General features: G+C 60.8%; 16 protein-coding genes. 13 read left to right on the plus strand and 3 right to left on the minus strand.

Going from position 1 to position 15,916, the window contains the following annotated elements:
- The first annotated feature begins 7 nt into the window (after positions 1–7).
- From CUJ89_RS02175 to CUJ89_RS02215, 8 genes are all read left to right on the plus strand, one after another.
- Positions 8–4,678 carry an RHS repeat-associated core domain-containing protein gene (locus CUJ89_RS02175; RefSeq protein ID WP_114175848.1) on the plus strand — a complete coding sequence of 1,557 codons (4,671 nt, stop codon included), beginning with the start codon at positions 8–10 and terminating at the stop codon, positions 4,676–4,678.
- A gap of 12 nt (positions 4,679–4,690) precedes the next feature.
- A complete protein-coding gene (locus CUJ89_RS37580; protein ID WP_152036576.1) occupies positions 4,691–5,341 on the plus strand; it encodes a hypothetical protein in 651 nt (216 codons plus the stop codon).
- Between the two features lie 879 nt (positions 5,342–6,220).
- Positions 6,221–6,538 (plus strand): hypothetical protein, encoded by a 318-nt coding sequence (locus tag CUJ89_RS02190; protein WP_114175855.1) that lies wholly within the window; start codon positions 6,221–6,223, stop codon positions 6,536–6,538.
- 81 nt (positions 6,539–6,619) lie between these two features.
- Positions 6,620–6,841 carry a DUF4265 domain-containing protein gene (locus tag CUJ89_RS02195; protein WP_161556523.1) on the plus strand — a complete coding sequence of 74 codons (222 nt, stop codon included), beginning with the start codon at positions 6,620–6,622 and terminating at the stop codon, positions 6,839–6,841.
- A gap of 37 nt (positions 6,842–6,878) precedes the next feature.
- A complete protein-coding gene (locus tag CUJ89_RS02200; protein WP_152036577.1) occupies positions 6,879–7,556 on the plus strand; it encodes a hypothetical protein in 678 nt (225 codons plus the stop codon).
- A gap of 12 nt (positions 7,557–7,568) precedes the next feature.
- The gene (locus CUJ89_RS02205; RefSeq protein WP_114175861.1) at positions 7,569–7,973 is read left to right on the plus strand and encodes an Imm1 family immunity protein; all 405 of its coding nucleotides are present in this window, start codon (positions 7,569–7,571) and stop codon (positions 7,971–7,973) included.
- Between the two features lie 42 nt (positions 7,974–8,015).
- On the plus strand, positions 8,016–8,471 hold the full coding sequence (locus tag CUJ89_RS02210; RefSeq protein ID WP_114175863.1) for an SMI1/KNR4 family protein: 456 nt from the start codon (positions 8,016–8,018) through the stop codon (positions 8,469–8,471).
- Complete coding sequence (locus CUJ89_RS02215) at positions 8,455–8,823, plus strand: hypothetical protein (protein WP_114175865.1); 369 nt, start codon at positions 8,455–8,457, stop codon at positions 8,821–8,823. Before CUJ89_RS02210 ends, CUJ89_RS02215 begins: the two co-directional genes overlap by 17 nt.
- 57 nt (positions 8,824–8,880) lie before the next feature.
- Here the strand turns inward: CUJ89_RS02215 and icmH are convergent, their stop codons facing one another.
- The 3 genes from icmH to tssJ form a co-directional block, all read right to left on the minus strand.
- A complete protein-coding gene (gene icmH, locus CUJ89_RS02220) occupies positions 8,881–9,663 on the minus strand; it encodes a type IVB secretion system protein IcmH/DotU (RefSeq protein WP_114175867.1) in 783 nt (260 codons plus the stop codon).
- A complete protein-coding gene (gene tssK, locus CUJ89_RS02225) occupies positions 9,660–11,006 on the minus strand; it encodes a type VI secretion system baseplate subunit TssK (protein WP_114175869.1) in 1,347 nt (448 codons plus the stop codon). The genes icmH and tssK overlap by 4 nt, the downstream gene beginning before the upstream one ends.
- Positions 11,007–11,108: 102 nt before the next feature.
- A complete protein-coding gene (gene tssJ, locus CUJ89_RS02230) occupies positions 11,109–11,720 on the minus strand; it encodes a type VI secretion system lipoprotein TssJ (protein WP_114175871.1) in 612 nt (203 codons plus the stop codon).
- Positions 11,721–12,094: 374 nt separating this feature from the next.
- Here tssJ and CUJ89_RS02235 point away from each other — a divergent pair, with 374 nt between their 5' ends.
- The 5 genes from CUJ89_RS02235 to tssE all read left to right on the plus strand — a co-directional run bounded on the left by CUJ89_RS02235 (position 12,095) and on the right by tssE (position 15,909).
- Positions 12,095–12,727: a tetratricopeptide repeat protein gene (locus tag CUJ89_RS02235; protein ID WP_114175873.1), complete on the plus strand. Its 633-nt coding sequence runs from the start codon at positions 12,095–12,097 to the stop codon at positions 12,725–12,727.
- A 32-nt stretch (positions 12,728–12,759) separates the two neighbouring features.
- Positions 12,760–13,275, plus strand: coding sequence for a type VI secretion system contractile sheath small subunit (gene tssB, locus CUJ89_RS02240; protein WP_069619456.1), 516 nt, complete (start codon positions 12,760–12,762; stop codon positions 13,273–13,275).
- A 15-nt stretch (positions 13,276–13,290) separates the two neighbouring features.
- A complete protein-coding gene (gene tssC / locus CUJ89_RS02245; protein WP_059236457.1) occupies positions 13,291–14,781 on the plus strand; it encodes a type VI secretion system contractile sheath large subunit in 1,491 nt (496 codons plus the stop codon).
- 70 nt (positions 14,782–14,851) lie between these two features.
- A complete protein-coding gene (locus CUJ89_RS02250; protein WP_114175875.1) occupies positions 14,852–15,355 on the plus strand; it encodes an Hcp family type VI secretion system effector in 504 nt (167 codons plus the stop codon).
- Between the two features lie 68 nt (positions 15,356–15,423).
- Positions 15,424–15,909 (plus strand): type VI secretion system baseplate subunit TssE, encoded by a 486-nt coding sequence (gene tssE / locus CUJ89_RS02255; protein ID WP_114175877.1) that lies wholly within the window; start codon positions 15,424–15,426, stop codon positions 15,907–15,909.
- Positions 15,910–15,916: the final 7 nt, after the last annotated feature.

Below are 15,916 nucleotides of genomic sequence, written 5' to 3' on the forward strand. Positions count from 1 at the left end.
CAACGATATGGCACAACAACTTCCACCGGGCGCCGAGAAGGAACAGGCCGTAACCTGGCTCAGTGATGTTTCCCCCAAGGACGTCGCCGCAGTCGGCAACCGCTTCGATGCGTGGTTGCGCCGGATCAGCGGCAACCACATCACGTTCGAGGACGTGAAGACGTTTGCCGGTGCCGTGCCGATCGTCGGCAACATCATGGCGATGGTCGACGCGCTTGGCGATATTGCCGAAATCGTCGAGAAGCGCGGTGGTCAGGTGCTCGATTACATGAGCCTCGCGATCAACCTGCTCGGCATCATTCCGATTCCGCCGACGCTCGCGCCGTTCCGGATGTCGGCGCGTCCGCTGCTCGCGCTCGTTCGTCACGAATTGCTGATGACGCGCAACAATCTTGGCGCGGCGATCATCTCCGTGCTGGTCACGCATATCAACGCGACCTGCGCGACCGAGATCGAGGATTTTCTCAACAAGCTGAAGGCCGGCCTCGTCGAACTGCTCGACGGATGTGCATCGAAATCCGAGGAGCTCATGATCGCGCTGGCGACCGGGATGGACAAGGCGCTGCACGGGCAGCTCTTCGATGCCAACGCCAATCTGAAACGCCAGCAACAGATCGCGAAGAAGATGGCCGACAATCGGCCGTGGTACAGCCCGAGTCGGGTCGGTGACGGCATCCAGTTCGCGTACGAGGGCACCAAGGCGCTCGGCAAGAAGGTCGTCAACAAGACGGCAGGCACGATGGCGAAGCTCGCGCCGGATGCCTGGCTCGAGCCGTTTCGCGGCACGGTGACATTCCTTCGGACGGAGGCGCCGAAGATCGCGACGTCGATCCGTTCGCTGGCGGGTAGCGAAGAAGGCAAGATGATGTGGCTCGTCTTGCAGTTGATCGAGGCTGTGGCGCGCGTCAAGGCACGCGCGAAGCTTCATGAGCAGAGCGCGGACGTCAAGGCGGGCGGGAAGAGCCAGGCGAAGAAGACGCGGGAGCAGGAAGGGCTGGAGAAAACCAACGGGCAAGCGCCGGCCGAAGGGCCAGGGAAGAGCGCGTGCAAGGCATGCGGGCTCGGGGCATCGCCGGCATCGATCGATTTCGCGTTCGGTGACGAGATGTTCTCGCACGTAGATTTCGACTTGCCGGGCGCGTTGCCGCTCGTTTGGGAGCGTACGTATCGCTCCCGGCTCTCTGCCTATGACAACGGCGAGCTGGGTGCGCGATGGATCACGCCATATACGACGCGAATCGACATCAAGAGCGGTCAGTGGATCTATCGCGATGCGGAGGGGCGTAGCATCGACTATCCGGCACTCGCGGCCGGCGCGGTGCACGACGATCTGTCGGAGAACCTGACGCTGTCACGGCTCGACGATACATGGGTGACGATCGCATACGGTCATGACGTGCTGCATGTGTACGAGCGCCGTGGCGACGTGTTCCGGCTCGCTATGCAGAAGGACCGCGCCGGAAACACGATCACGCTCGACTACGATACGCTTGACCGCCTTGCGCGTCTGATCGACGCGAGCGGCAATGTGCTGGCGTTCGAGCACGACAAGCATGGCCGGATCGTACAGATCGAGCACGTGTTCAAGGACGGCAAGCGTCGTACGCTGGCGAGCTACGAATACGATATGGAAGGCGACCTCGTGCGCGCGGTCGATCGCCATGGCAACGCGCGGACCTATCAATATCGCCGCCACCTTGTGACGCGCTATACCGATCGCACGGGCCGCGGGATGACGCTCGAATGGGATGGCGCGGATGCCGACGACAATGCGGACGCGAAGTGCATCCGTGAATATGCGGATGACGGCAGCCTCGATCTCCGGCTCGCGTGGAATCCGAATATCCGTCTGACCTACGTGACGGACGCGCTGGGTCAGATGACGCGGTACTACTTCAACATCCACGGTTACGTGTACCGGATCGTGTATCCGGACGGTAACCAGGAGTGGTTCCGGCGCGATGCCCATCACAATCTGGTGCTGCATATCCGGCAGGACGGCAGCATCGAACGGCGGGAATACGACGCGCGCGGCAATCTGGTTCAGCACGAGCGGGCGGACGGTAGCGTCGTCGAGATGGCGTACGACGACAAGGATCAGATGATCCGGCTCGTCGATCCGAACGGGCATGTCTGGCAGCGCAAGTACGATGATGCGGGCAACCTTGTCGAGGAAATTGATCCGCTAGAGCACACGACGAAGTACGCCTACGGCGACAAGGGGTTGCCGACGCAAATTACCGATGCGAAGGGTGGAGCGAAAGCACTCGAATACAACGCCGCCGGGCAACTGACAAGCTACACGGATTGTTCCGGCAAGAAGACCGAGTGGCGGTACGACGATATCGGACGTGTGATCGAGGCAAAGGACGCGTCGGGGGGCGTGGTCGCTTATGGTTACGGCGCGAGCGGGCAATTGACGGAAATTCGTTCGCCTGCCGGTGTCGAGCAGGTGCATTACGACGCGGAAGGCCGATTGCTGCGGCATACCGATCAACTCAACCGCTCAACAAGATACAGCTACGACGCAGTCGGCCGTATAGCGAGCCGCGCGGATGCGCTCGGGCAGACTGTTGCCTACCGCTATGACCGCCTCGGTCGCCTGACTGCGTTGACCGACGCGAACTTCGCGACCTATCAGTTTCACTACGACCCGGCGGGGCGATTGATCGAGGAAATCGGCTTCGACGGGAAGTCGACGCGCTATCAATACGATCAGGGAAGCGGGAGCCTTGTTTCCGTTGACGAAGCGGGCTGCGTGACGTCGACGGACCTCGATGCAAATGGCCGTTTGCTGAAGCGTGCTTCAGGTGAAAGCGAAGAGCGGTTTGCCTACGATCCGAGCGGTCGGCTGATCGATGCGGTGAACCGGTACAGTCGCGTGCAGTTCTTCTTCGATCCGGTCGGCAATCTCGTGCGCGAACATCACGGCTACGATCTGTTCGGGGAGCGGCGCAGCTACGTTTGGCATCACGAATACGATGAACTGGGCAACCGGCGACGCACCGTGCGGCCGGACGGCCATGCGGTCGACTGGCTGATGTATGGTTCGGGGCATGTGCACGGGATGCTGCTCGATGGCGAGGAGCGTGTGCAGTTCGAGCGTGATGACCTTCATCGCGAGACGGTGCGGATGCTGTCGAGCAAGGTCGGGCAGCGCACGCACTACGACCCTGCAGGACGTGTGCTGCAACAAACGATTCAGCGATCGACGTCGCCTGCGCCACTCGCCGAGCGGCGTTATCGCTATGACGCGGTGGGGCAACTGTCACGAATCGAGGACAGCCGCAAGGGTGGGACCGACTACAGGTATGACCCGGTCGGGCGATTGATCGAGGCGATCAGTCCGGTTGCGAAGGAGCGCTTTGCGTTTGATCCGGCGAGCAATATTGTCGATTCCGTGCAGCGGCAGGCGACACCTGCGTCACGGCCGAGTCCGGTGAGGCCGGAAAACACGCTGCCGATCGAGGTGCCGAAAGTACTCGGTAACCTGCTGAAGGCGTATGCGGGGATGCACTTCGAATACGACGCGCGCGGGAATTTGATCCGCAAGCGTACGCCGGCCGGGGAACAGGAATACGAGTGGGACGAGTTCAACCGCTTGTTGTCGGCTCGGGTTGCGGAAACGTCGCGGCAGAGCCAGTCGCGCTATTTCTACGATGCGTTCGGCCGCCGGATCTCGAAGGAGGTGAACGGCGAGCGGACGGTGTTCGGGTGGGATGGTGACACGCTGGCGTATGAGAGCGATGGCCAATGTGGCACGCACTATATCTACGAACCGGGGACGTTTGTGCCGCTGGCGCAGTATGTGGCGGAGCCGGTGGAGGGAATTGCGACGCCGGAGTGGAAGAGCACCGATCGGTATGTGCCGGAGGACGATCCGCTGCAAAAGGTGCCGGAGCGGCGGGCGGATGCCAAACCGTTCTATTACCACTGCGACCAGATCGGTACGCCGCAGTTGCTGACAGATGACTATGGCGACGTCGTGTGGGAGGCGTCGTACAAGGCGTGGGGCGAAGCGCGGGAAGTGGTCGCGCGGACGTCGAAGGCGGCGGGGATCGTGCTGAAGAATCCGTTGCGGTTCCAGGGGCAACAGGTCGATGAGGAGACGGGGCTGCACTACAACAGACATCGATACTATGATCCGATGTCCGGAAGATTCGCCTCGAGAGATCCGATCGGACTGGCGGGCGGCTCAAACGTGTATGAGTATTCAGTCAATCCGATCGACAGCATAGATCCTTATGGGCTAACAGCTGAAAAGCTCGGGCGTAACCTTGCTCGTGCGGGGAGACCTCTTCAGCCGGGACAAACGGCACACCACATAGTTCAGGAGAATTGTCGTAAGGGCTCACCAAATAGCCACGTTCAGAAGTCACGGGAAATACTAGAACGGGGTAATACAGACATTGACTCCGCTCCAAATGGTGCTCGGTTGTGGGGCACTGGAAATGCCCAAGTTCAGGTGCCAGGACACCCAGGAAGAGTAGCCGCGCGGGCTGATGGCACTTACCATGCCGGTGCGCACGTTCATGGCAGCGACAATGACAAGTTGATATATCAGGTGCTAAAGGGTGTCGAAAAGAGAGGAGGGAATATCGAAAATGCTCTCCGCGATATCGGGCAACGAATGGAAAGTGGCAGTTGGAAAGGAACATTCGGCTGCTGCTGCGACTAGGAGGATAAAATAATGTTGTTGGAAACGCCGGTAATTGCAAATGCCCTGGCTCTTCTTCAAGGGGAATTTGAGTCGATTGATAAAAAATATCTCTATGATCGATACCTTGTTCTCAAGGATTCGATAGAGGATTGGAAATTTTCGTCGGGGGATTACTATTCATGTCTACCATATGAAGAGCAGCGACAAGGTTTTTCTTCCCCAAAACTACTTAAGAAACGCTATGAAAGCGTCGATGACGCGCGCTGGCTCGGAAAATATAGTGCAGGCTTCCGAGATGGAAAGCATGTCGTTACGGTAATGCCGGGTCAAAAGACTGTTCAGGCGCTGAGTGCAGATTTCTATGATGAAAATGAAGGCGTAATCGACGTACGCAGTGTCACTTATAAGGGGATTGATCATCCGGAGAAGGTCATATCTCGGGTAACGGGTGTCGCTCGGATGATGTCTCTGGATGAATTGCGCAAAGTATATGTGGCCGTCGGGGATGGCGGCGCATTTGCGGTCTACCTCTACACGTACTCTGCTGAGCACAGGCCGTTAAGCTCGGTGGCATTTTCGAAAGGATGGACAGGCGAATCTCAGTGGAATTTCCATTACGACGCAGTCGGTGAGTTGGAGCGAATCACATCCGGCCCGGCGACACTTTGGACCCGCACGTAGTGTCGGACGTGTAAGGGGGGAGCTATCTCTGTTGAGTGCGTCGATTCGATGGAGTGGCACGTTGTATGACGGGACCGTCCGAAAGAAGAGAACATTCTCTCGCGCGACGCTGCATGTGATTGACGCACTCATCCGTCTCGATCAAGTTGGATTAGCGTTTCGGGATAACAATCAATCCGAGTGGCATCGTCGCGCATATGGAGCATACTATCGCGCGATAGCTGAAGAGGAAATATACGAGAGCTTCGGGAGATTGTTTTTACTTGAAGAATGACGAGGATGGTTATCGCCAGCGGGAATATGAATCTATCTAGGGGGCGGAGATGAATCGTTCTATGTCGTCGACAATGTGCCGTATTGTGTCTATGGCGTAAGCAAGGGGGACGCGGTAGCAGTCATCCTGCAACGCGGAACCGAAGATGACGAATAGGATGAAGTGCTTGGCCTCGACACTTACTACATGGAAGTGGGTGAAGACGGTGTCGCCGGACACGACGGCATCGAGTCGGTTTCGTTGCGTGGAGAGATGCTGACACTGAGTTGTCTCACGATGCCGCACGGTCGGAAGGGCTTGCATTGGTCGCAATAGTCGTTCGCGTGCCCGACAAGCAGGGGCACTTGAAGCAGGGACTGACTGCGATCTTCGCGGGTAAATCGACCCAATTGCGTTTTGATTGATACGCATCGCGCAGACCAGCCAGTGGCTCTTGTCAATCTCATTTGCGCGGAATTGGCATAATGTCGCTTGCCGACACGAGCCGCTGCAGCATTCACTGGCACGTGCGGCCTACGCTGTTGGTGGTGGAGAAGAGGGGCGGCTTGCCGCCGCGATCTCACGATCACCGCGCCGCATTCACCCTAGTTTCCAACGCACTACCCATGTCGACCACCCCCACGCTCGAAGCATCGCTGAAACACATCCTCGAGCGCCCAGGCGACTTCGCCGGATGGCTCTATCTGCCGCCGATGCCATGGACGCTCGATACCGAGGGGGCATTTTCCGAAGACGCCACCGACGTGGAAGATGATGTTGTGCCTGCTATCGCAACGCAACCTGGCTGGCAGATCACATTGGACAGCGTGACGATCGAGGACATCGTGATCAACGCGCACGATCAGGTCGACGAACCGAGCGTTGCGCAATTGCTCGACGCGTTCGTCTTCTACGTCGAGAACGACGCATTTATCCTGCTCTGACGATACGCTAACGGCACGACGGCAGGGCACTGCGCTTCCATGCGTCGTCCAACATGCCGCCGGCCAATAGAATCTGCGATCGTGTTCAAGCGCGGCGGAAACTACTGCATCCAGATCTACGGCGACGCGATTCCACACGATGAAATCGATCGACTCGAACACGAGGCCGGGACTGAACTGGGCGGGACGCTGGATGGTCGCTATGGCGGCTCGCTTGCGCTGTCCATTCCGGCAAAGGTTGGTGGCGAGCGAATTCGTATCGTATTGGACGGCTTCACTGCGAGAACCGATATCGCGTGGTAATACGCAAACATCTACCTGAACTTCGAGGATCCGGACGATGAAACGCTGCTCGACTGGTGGATCGAGCCGTGATGGTGCGGAGCCGAACGTGAGCATATCGGGCGAAAAGGATCGTCCGACTGCGGAGGCAGAGATGAGAGTGCTGTCGATTGGCGACTCGCGTCGTGACGAGTTGGAACCGAGAGTCGGCGGCGTCGCCCTGCTCGGGAGCATCGAGAACTGGTCGACAACAACGTCTGGCGAGCCTCTTCATCTTATCGCGTCATTTCCGGCCCGCTTTCTGGGAATCGAGCGCGGCAGAGACGAGTTTGTCTCGGTGTTTTCCTTCTACTCGAAGCGTCATTACTTCCTCGATCGAGTCACGTATCACGGCGATCCGTCCGAAATGCGCGTTATCGAAGGAGAGGGAACAACCCGCGTCGTTTTTCATGACCGACAGTGCGAAGTGTTTGAGGCGAACACGATACCGACGAGGCGGCTGATCGCAGGTGAGCTGGCGGAGCGGGCGTTTCAAGGGAGCGGGTTAGGCGGCTTCCCGGGATTCCTGCAGAATGAGAGCATTGCAATCGATTCGAGATTCGAATTCGCCTTGCAGTTGTACGGCGGCGACTTCCCCGAAGGATGGTCCGACATTTTCGGTCTGAGCGATGCGGTCGGCTATCTGTTTGTCGACAAGCTGGCGGGAGAGGGGTTGTTTTTTGTTCAGGCAACTTGAGAATCCGGGGCGATGCGCACAATCAACGTGATCGAGGAGACGTACATCGGCAATTGCTCGCACGCGACGAAAGCGCGATGCGACAACACGACGCAAGCCATCGCGGCAGTCGACAGACTGAACGGCCGCGATCGCTCGACTGTCGCGTTCGAGGCGAGCGACGGAACGGTGATGACGATCGGCGGCGGTAACCGCGGCTGGTATGTCGTGTTCATCGCATCGCATATCGATGCCGCGTTGCTAAGCCTGACGACACCCGAAGCACCGGCAGACGAAACGATCGAACTCGTCGCGGGCGGCCAGCGCGGTAGCTATCCGGCGCGAGACTGCGTGGATCGCGCGACGGTCGCGCAAGCAGCGGCTTATTTCATCTCATGCGGCGGCGCCGACCCAGGGCTATGCTGGCAAGTCGGCTGACATGCCGATACAACCACAGCGAGCGTGGAGGAAGATCGACCGATGACCCAGACGCCGACCATCGGCACGACCGTGGCCGGAATCGACGCGGCCGAAGCATCGCTCGGCCGCGAGTTGCCGCGGTCGTTCGCGGTATGGCTGCTGCTCAACAACGGCAGGTCGCTCGGCGGACTTCCCGTGTTCCCTGTCTTCGACGCGCGCAATCCGCGCAAGACGTGGAATTCGATCGTTCGGCACTACAACGAGGGCTGGCGCGAGTGGCGAGACAACTTTGACCACGCGGATGCGGATTTCTCGAACCTGTTGCCGTTTGCCGAGTTCGGGACGGGCAACTACTATTGCTTCGACTATGACCGGGCCGGTGCGTCGGTCGAGCCGACCGTTGTTCTCTGGTCGCACGAGACGGGCGAGACGGCGCACGTGGCTGACGATTTCACCGCTTTTCTTTCGCTGCGGGGCCACACGGTAGAAAGAAAGCGAAATGAAAACGACAGATGATCTGGCTGCGTTGCGTGAACGCCAGGAGGCCATGTGCGCGCGATACGGTCTGCCTGCCACCGAACCCGAGTACAAGGTTGCCGTCGCCATGTCGACGCTCGGGCGGATGCCCGTCTATGGCATGCGCATCACGCTGTCCGAAGGCGATGACGTCGGCTGGTTCTTCCATTGCGGTGAATATTCGGACGCGGCCGATTTCTACCAGCCGCTGCACGCCGCGCATCTGTCGACGTACCTGCCGTTGGTTCTGTCGTACCTGAGGTTGCCACCCGGCACGCGCTTCATCATCGACGACAACGGCTACGAAGACGTCTGGATGGATTCGCCCGCCGACAACGGCGCGCCGAAATGAAAAAGGACCGTCCAGCGGTCCTTTTCCTCATGAAGCGACGCTTTTACAAAGCACCCCTCAAGGCAACGAAATCGTCAAATTAGCCGACTCCGGCCCGACCTTGATCACTTGCGAATAAGGCGCAAGCGCCTGCAGCGTCTTGTCTTTCAGATACGTATTGAGCCCGAGGAACCCGAGCAGCGCGACCAGCGCAAACACCGCCCCAATCGCCCAAACCGGCACTTCACGTTTGAGTCGATGCGCAATCTGATCCGGCAACGGCCAATGCGGCGCAAACGGCGCCCGCTTGCCCTTCATATGCGCGATCTCATCCCCCAGCCGCGCCGTCAGATAAGCAAGCTTCTCCGGCCCCTCGAGCAGGTACTTGCCCTGGAACCCGAGCAGCAGGCACATATGAAACACCTCGAGCGACTGTAACCGTGCCGCACCCTGAGCGCGGCATTCCTCGAGATACTGAAAAAACTTCTCGCCCGCCAACTGCTCGCCGAACAGCACGAGCTGCAGCGGCCGGCGTTCCCAGTCCGTGCGGATCTTGAACTGCGACGACAGCACCATCTCGTCGATGGCCGCGCAGAACGCGAACTTCGCGCCGTACACATCCTCGGCGGCGATATTCAGCTTCTTCGCGCCGCGCTCGAAATCCGACAGGAATTCCTGGATCCGCGTGCTGAATTCGCTCGCGCTGTCCGGCTCGCGGCCGTTCTTGAGCAGGAACAGCATGAAGAACCCGTCGTACAGCAGGTCGAGCAGCGAACGGGCCTGGAACGCGGAGTCCGTCGACGCCGGGGTATGCATGGGTGCCGGCGCGTTGTCGCCGAACAGGGAAGGCGCGTAGCTCATGATGTGACCGCGATCAGTTCGAATTTCAGGTCATTGATGCCAGTCGGCGCGTAGATCATCGCGGACTGGGCCTGCAGCATGCGCTCGTACAGCGCGCCACGCGAATCGAGCGAGAAGTAGCAAGCGCCGGGCCGTACCGGAATCGCAGGCGGCACCTGCGGCGTGTACGAGAGCCGCACGCCGGGCATCGCCGACAGCACGAGCTTGTCGACATCGTCGGGCGCGCCGACCTTGAAGCGGGCCGGCACGGCATCGACGAGTTCGACGCTCGGCATGTCCGCGGACACCGCCAGATAGAACTCGGTCTTGTCGTCGATCTTGCCCGAATCGAGGCGGCCGAGGTGGAACGACGGACGCACCTCGTCGAGCGTGATCGCGAAGTAACGCGTCGAGATCACGGTGTCGAGCAACTCGCGCAGCATCAGGTCGAGACGCGCAAAGCTCGGGCCCGGATCGTCGTGGCGATACACGGGCAGGTCGGCGAGCGTATAGCCTTTCGAGAACGTCATCAGCTGGCCCGCGAGGCGCAGCAGTTCCTGGAACAGCCGCTCCGGATGCAGCGCCGCGTGCTGGTGCAGGTGCGCGAGCGTCGCGAACGCGGCGTTAGCGGTGTGCAGCAGCCAGAACGACGCGATGTCGCCCGAGCGGAACTCGATGATGTTCTTCGACGGCTCGCGGTGGAAACCGTACAGCGCGTTCACCTTCGCCTGCAGCGCGTCGACCAGCTGGCGCAGCCGCTGGTGCAGGATCGGCGAGGCCTCGATCGCGAGGCACGGCGGCACGAAGCTGTCGTCGATCTCGAAACCGGACGTCGCGGTACGGCGCACGCGCACGAGCGGCACCGACAGCAACTGGTCGCGCGGTTCGCTGTGCGCGATCAGCTTGACCTGCGTCTTCAGGAACGTGATGTCGGCTTCGGCGGCGTCGGTGAAGTTGTCGGCGACGCTGGTCTGCTCGCTGACGAAACGCGTCATGAAGCCGGCGGCCGGATCGTCGCTGTAATTGGTGCCGTTCTCGCGCAACGGGTGCAGCGCGAGGTAGAACACGAACTCGTTGATGCCGTCGGGCAGCGTGTCGAGCGCGATCGGCGGCGGCAGGTCGTCGGCCTGCGGCCCGGCATACAGCGCGCCGTCCGGGAATACGAGCGCGAGCTCGGCAACCCGCAGCACGTTGCTGCCGAGCGCGTCGCGGTCGATGCGCACCGAGCGCACGCCCCAGTTGTACGGCTGGATCGCCTGGATGGATTCGAACAGGCGCGCCTCGTGGTACGCGTCCTGTCGCTGGAAGTGTTGAGGCCGGAGGAACAGCCCTTCCCCCCACAGCACCTTGGCCGAATAACTCATGTCAAATCCGGTTAATGTGGCGTTGCGATGTAATCGATTTGTTCGTGCCCGAATTAAATCGCCAATTGTTAACTCTTGTTAATTGACATTCGTGCGTCATGTTTAACCGCAGGAGACCGAAGAAAGCATATTCAGCGGTTGCGAAGGCGCACCCTGTTGCGGTGCGATGACGGTGCCATTGGTGACCGTCATCGCGCAATTATGCAGGCCGATGATTATGCCGGATTTCTCCGATTTCACCGGATCGAACGTCAATTTCCATCGTTGCAGTGCGGGATCGCGGAACAGCGCGACGATGCCGAACGCCTGCGCTTCGCGCGATACCTTCTCGGTCGCCGTATAGCGCTGGCCCGGAATCAGCGTGATTTCACGCACGTTCAGCAGGTCGGCGCCGAGCGCGGCCTTTTCCTTGGTCGGGTCGGTAAATGCGTCGAACGGCGCCTGCTGGAACGACGTCGGGTCCTTCAGCGCATAGAGTCGTACGACGAGCGCGAGCGGCTTGTTGTCGGTCGCGGCATTCAGGTTCGGCGCGGCGGCCAGCGTGAGCCCGAGATTGCGCGGCGGCTTCTGCGCGTCGGGCAGCTCGGGCTTGCCGATGCCGGCGGCCGACATCACGGCGCTCGCGGCCGAGCCGAGCAGCGGGGCGGCCGCGCATCCGGCCAGAAGGGCGCAGGCAACCAGCGGCAGCGCGTAGCGAATCATGGACGATCTCATCGTGTTTCCGGCGTGCCGCCTTTATCCCTGTCAAAACTGCCGGGTATTTTCGCGTTCGCTGCGTATCCCCGGCGTTGCACTGTTCAACTATTAAGCACGCCTGCGTCGTGGCAGGCATCCGGAAATTTTTTCCGCCGTCCGGGCGACGCATCGCACGGCCAGTAAAACTTGCGCATTCCGGTCGAACGAAAAATCGCTGCGAGCCCGCAGCGAGAGGCCATTCGAGGGGGTAGCGCCCGGTTTTAAAAGGAATTACTCTTCACACGGCGATTGAATTATGAAAAATTGATCGGTACTATACCCGCGCGCTTCATGCAAAGCAAAAGAACCAGATTCTCAACGATTTTAAAACTCACGCGCCGGTGGATATAACGATGAAAGACCGTCTCTTCGCAAAACTGTCTGGGGTAGTGGTGGCTTGCGGCGTGATCGCCGGCTGTGCGAGCCAGCCCCCCGCGCCGCCGACTGCCGAGGTGTTCAACAAGTCGCTGGCCGATGCGGACGCCGTTGCGAAGGCGGGCGACCAGGACAAGGCTCTCGGCCTGTACCAGCAACTCGCGAAGTCGGATCCGACGCGCGAGGAACCGTGGTCGCGCATCGCGCAAATCCAGTTCGCACAGAACCACTACGGCCAGGCGATCGTCGCCGCCCAGGAAGCACTGCAGCGCGACGCGACCGACCGTCAGGCGAAGAGCGTGCTGGCCGTCGCCGGCCTGCGGATCGCGACGCAGTCGCTCGGCGAGCTGCGCCAGGATTCGTCGCTCGCGGGCGACGCGAAGTCCGATGCGCAAGCGCTCGCGAAGCAACTGCGCGATACGCTGGGCGAATCGGCGCTGTTCCCGCCGGAGGCGAAGGTCGTGAAGCCGCGTTCGCCGCGCCGGGTCGTCCATCGTCCGAAGGGCGGCGCTGCACCGGCCGCCGAGGCAGCGGCCGCGACCACCGCGCCGCCGCCGCCCACCACGCCGCAAAAAGGCGGTGCCGATCCGTTCAGCGCGCTGCGCAACTGACGCGATAACCACAACTAACCTGGGAGCCGTCGATGGCCAAGAAAGAAAGCATTCAGAAAAGCTTGCAGAAAATACGGCCGCCGCGCGTCCAACTGACCTACGAGGTCGAGAAGGGCGACGCGATCGAGGTGAAGGAACTGCCGTTCGTCGTCGGGGTTGTCGGCGATCTGGCGGGCCAGTCCGAAATCGAGCAGCCGAAGCTGCGCGACCGCAAGTTCGTCAATATCGACCGCGACAACTTTGACGACGTGATGAAGGCGATCGAGCCGCGCGCCGCGTTCCAGGTGGAAAACCGCCTGAGCCCGGAAGGCGGCAAGTTCGCGGTCGACCTGAAGTTCCGCTCGCTGTCGGATTTCAGCCCGGACGATGTCGTCGAACAGGTCGAGCCGCTGCGCCGCCTGCTCGAGGCGCGTTCGAAGCTCGCCGACCTGCGCAACAAGCTCGCCGGCAACGACAAGCTCGAGGATCTGCTGTCCGAGGTGCTGAAGAACACGCAGCAGCTGCAGGAGCTCGCGAAGGGCACCGGCGGCGACAAAGACGGCGAATGACGACGGAGTGTTGAGATGAACCAGCAAACGGCTGCGGCCCAAGCAAGCGGCGCGGAATACGCCGCCGGGACTTCGCTGCTCGACGACATCGTCGAGAAGAGCAAGGTCGCGAAATCCGATTCCGAGCACGCGCGCGCGAAGGACCTGATCGGCGAACTCGTGCACCAGGTGCTCGACGGCACGGTGATCGTGTCGGACAACCTGTCGGCCACGATCGACGCGCGCGTCGCGGAACTCGACCGCCTGATCTCCACGCAGCTTTCCGCGGTGATGCACGCGCCGGAATTCCAGCGCCTCGAAAGCACGTGGCGCGGGATGGACTACCTGGTCAAGGAAAGCAACACGGGCCAGACGATCAAGATCAAGGCGCTGCACGCACCGAAGCGCGACCTCGTGCGCGACTTCAAGGGCGCGAGCGAGTTCGACCAGAGCGCGCTGTTCAAGAAGGTCTACGAAGAGGAATTCGGCACGTTCGGCGGCTCGCCGTTCGGTGCGCTGATCGGCGATTACGAGATCTCGCGCCAGCCGGAAGACATGTACTTCATCGAGCAGATGTCGCACGTCGCGGCGGCCGCGCACGCGCCGTTCATCGCGTCGGCGTCGCCCGAGCTGCTCGGCCTCGAGTCGTTCTCCGACCTCGGCAAGCCGCGCGATCTCGGCAAGGTGTTCGATACCGTTGAATACGCGAAGTGGAAGTCGTTCCGCGACGCCGAAGATTCGCGCTACGTCGGCCTGACGCTGCCGCGCTTCCTCGGCCGCCTGCCGTTCAATCCGAAGGACGGCCAGACCGCGGAGAACTTCAACTTCGTCGAGGACGTCGACGGCACCGATCACGACAAGTACCTGTGGTGCAACGCGTCGTGGGCATTCGCTGCACGCCTGACGGCCGCGTTCGACGACTTCGGCTGGTGCGCGGCGATCCGCGGCGTCGAAGGCGGCGGCCTCGTCGAGGACCTGCCGACCCACACGTTCAAGACCGACGACGGCGAAGTTGCGCTGAAGTGCCCGACCGAGATCGCGATCACCGATCGCCGCGAGAAGGAGCTGAGCGACCTCGGCTTCATCCCGCTCGTCCATTGCAAGAACTCAGATTACGCCGCGTTCTTCGCTGCGCAGTCGGTGCAGAAGCCGAAGAAATACAGCACCGACAGCGCGAATGCGAACGCCGTCCTGTCCGCCCAGCTTCAGTACATCTTCTCGGTATCGCGCGTCGCGCACTACCTGAAGGCGATGATGCGGGACAAGATCGGCAGCTTTGCATCGGCGCAGAACGTGGAGACTTTCCTCAACCGGTGGATTTCGCAGTACGTCCTGCTCGACGACAATGCCTCGCAGGAACAGAAAGCGCAATTCCCGCTGCGCGAGGCATCCATACAAGTGTCGGAGATTCCGGGCAAGCCGGGCTCGTATCGTTCGGTCGCGTTCCTGCGTCCGCACTTTCAGCTCGACGAACTCTCGATTTCTCTGCGACTTGTCGCTGATCTGCCCAAACCGGCAAATTCATAAGCGAGTAAATCGCCCGGGCGGGCCGCCTGGGTAGGACGTTAAAACCACCTCTTTGGGGAGTCGAAGGGCCATGTTACATATGCACTTGCAGTTTGGTAGTCCGGCGGTGAAGGGCGAATCCGCGGACAAAGACCATCAGGGCTGGGTCGAACTGAAATCGTGGGATCACTCGATCGTTCAGCCGCGTTCGGCAACCGCATCGACCGCTGGCGGTCATACGATGACGCGTTGCGAGCACGGCGACATGATTTTCACGAAGGAAATCGATTCGTCGAGCCCGCTGCTGTACCAGCACGCTTCGGGCGGCACCACGTTCGACGAGGTGACGGTCCATTTCTCGCGCGCAGACGGTGAAGGCAAGCGCGTGCAGTATCTGGAAGTCAAGCTCAAGTACGTGATCATCTCGAGCATCGCCCCGAGCGTCCGCGAGGAAGGTCTGCCGCTCGAGACGTTCTCGCTGAAGTATGCAGCCGTGCAGTGGAAGCAAACCCAGCAGAAGATCGGCGGCAATCAGGGCGGTAACACGCAGGGCGCCTGGAGTCTGACGAAGAACGACAAGACCTACGCGGTCTAAGGTCGGTTGCGGCAACGGGGCGCGCGGCGTCCCGTTGCCGTTTTCGCTGTGCATACCGGCCGAGGCCGATGAAACGATTCGAACCCAGTTTTCTCGACAAGCTGTTCGACGACGAACCGCACCTGCCGGCCTCGGCAGCGATGCGGCAATTGTCGCTGGACGAGCTCAAGACCACGGTCGCCCGCGACGTCGAGGCGATCCTCAACTCCCGTATCGCGCACACGGAGAACGAGCTGGCCGCGCTGCCGGAATGCCAGAAATCGGTGCTGACCTACGGGCTGAACGATTTCGCGGGGCTCAGCCTCGCGAGTCACTACGACCGCGCGTTCATCTGCAAGTCGATCCAGCAGGCCATTGCGCGCCATGAGCCGCGCCTGCAGCAGGTGCAGGTGACGTTCGAGCTGAACGAGCAGGCGACCAACGCGCTCTATTTCGCGATCCAGGCGCTGCTCGTCGTGCACCCGGCCGAGGAGCCGGTGAGTTTCGACGCGATGCTGCAGCCGTCGACGCTCCAGTATTCGGTCACGCGCGCACGCGCTGCAAGAATGCAGTAAATCAAGC

Origin of the sequence: Burkholderia pyrrocinia (assembly GCF_003330765.1) — a bacterium.
GTDB classification, from domain to species: domain Bacteria; phylum Pseudomonadota; class Gammaproteobacteria; order Burkholderiales; family Burkholderiaceae; genus Burkholderia; species Burkholderia pyrrocinia_B.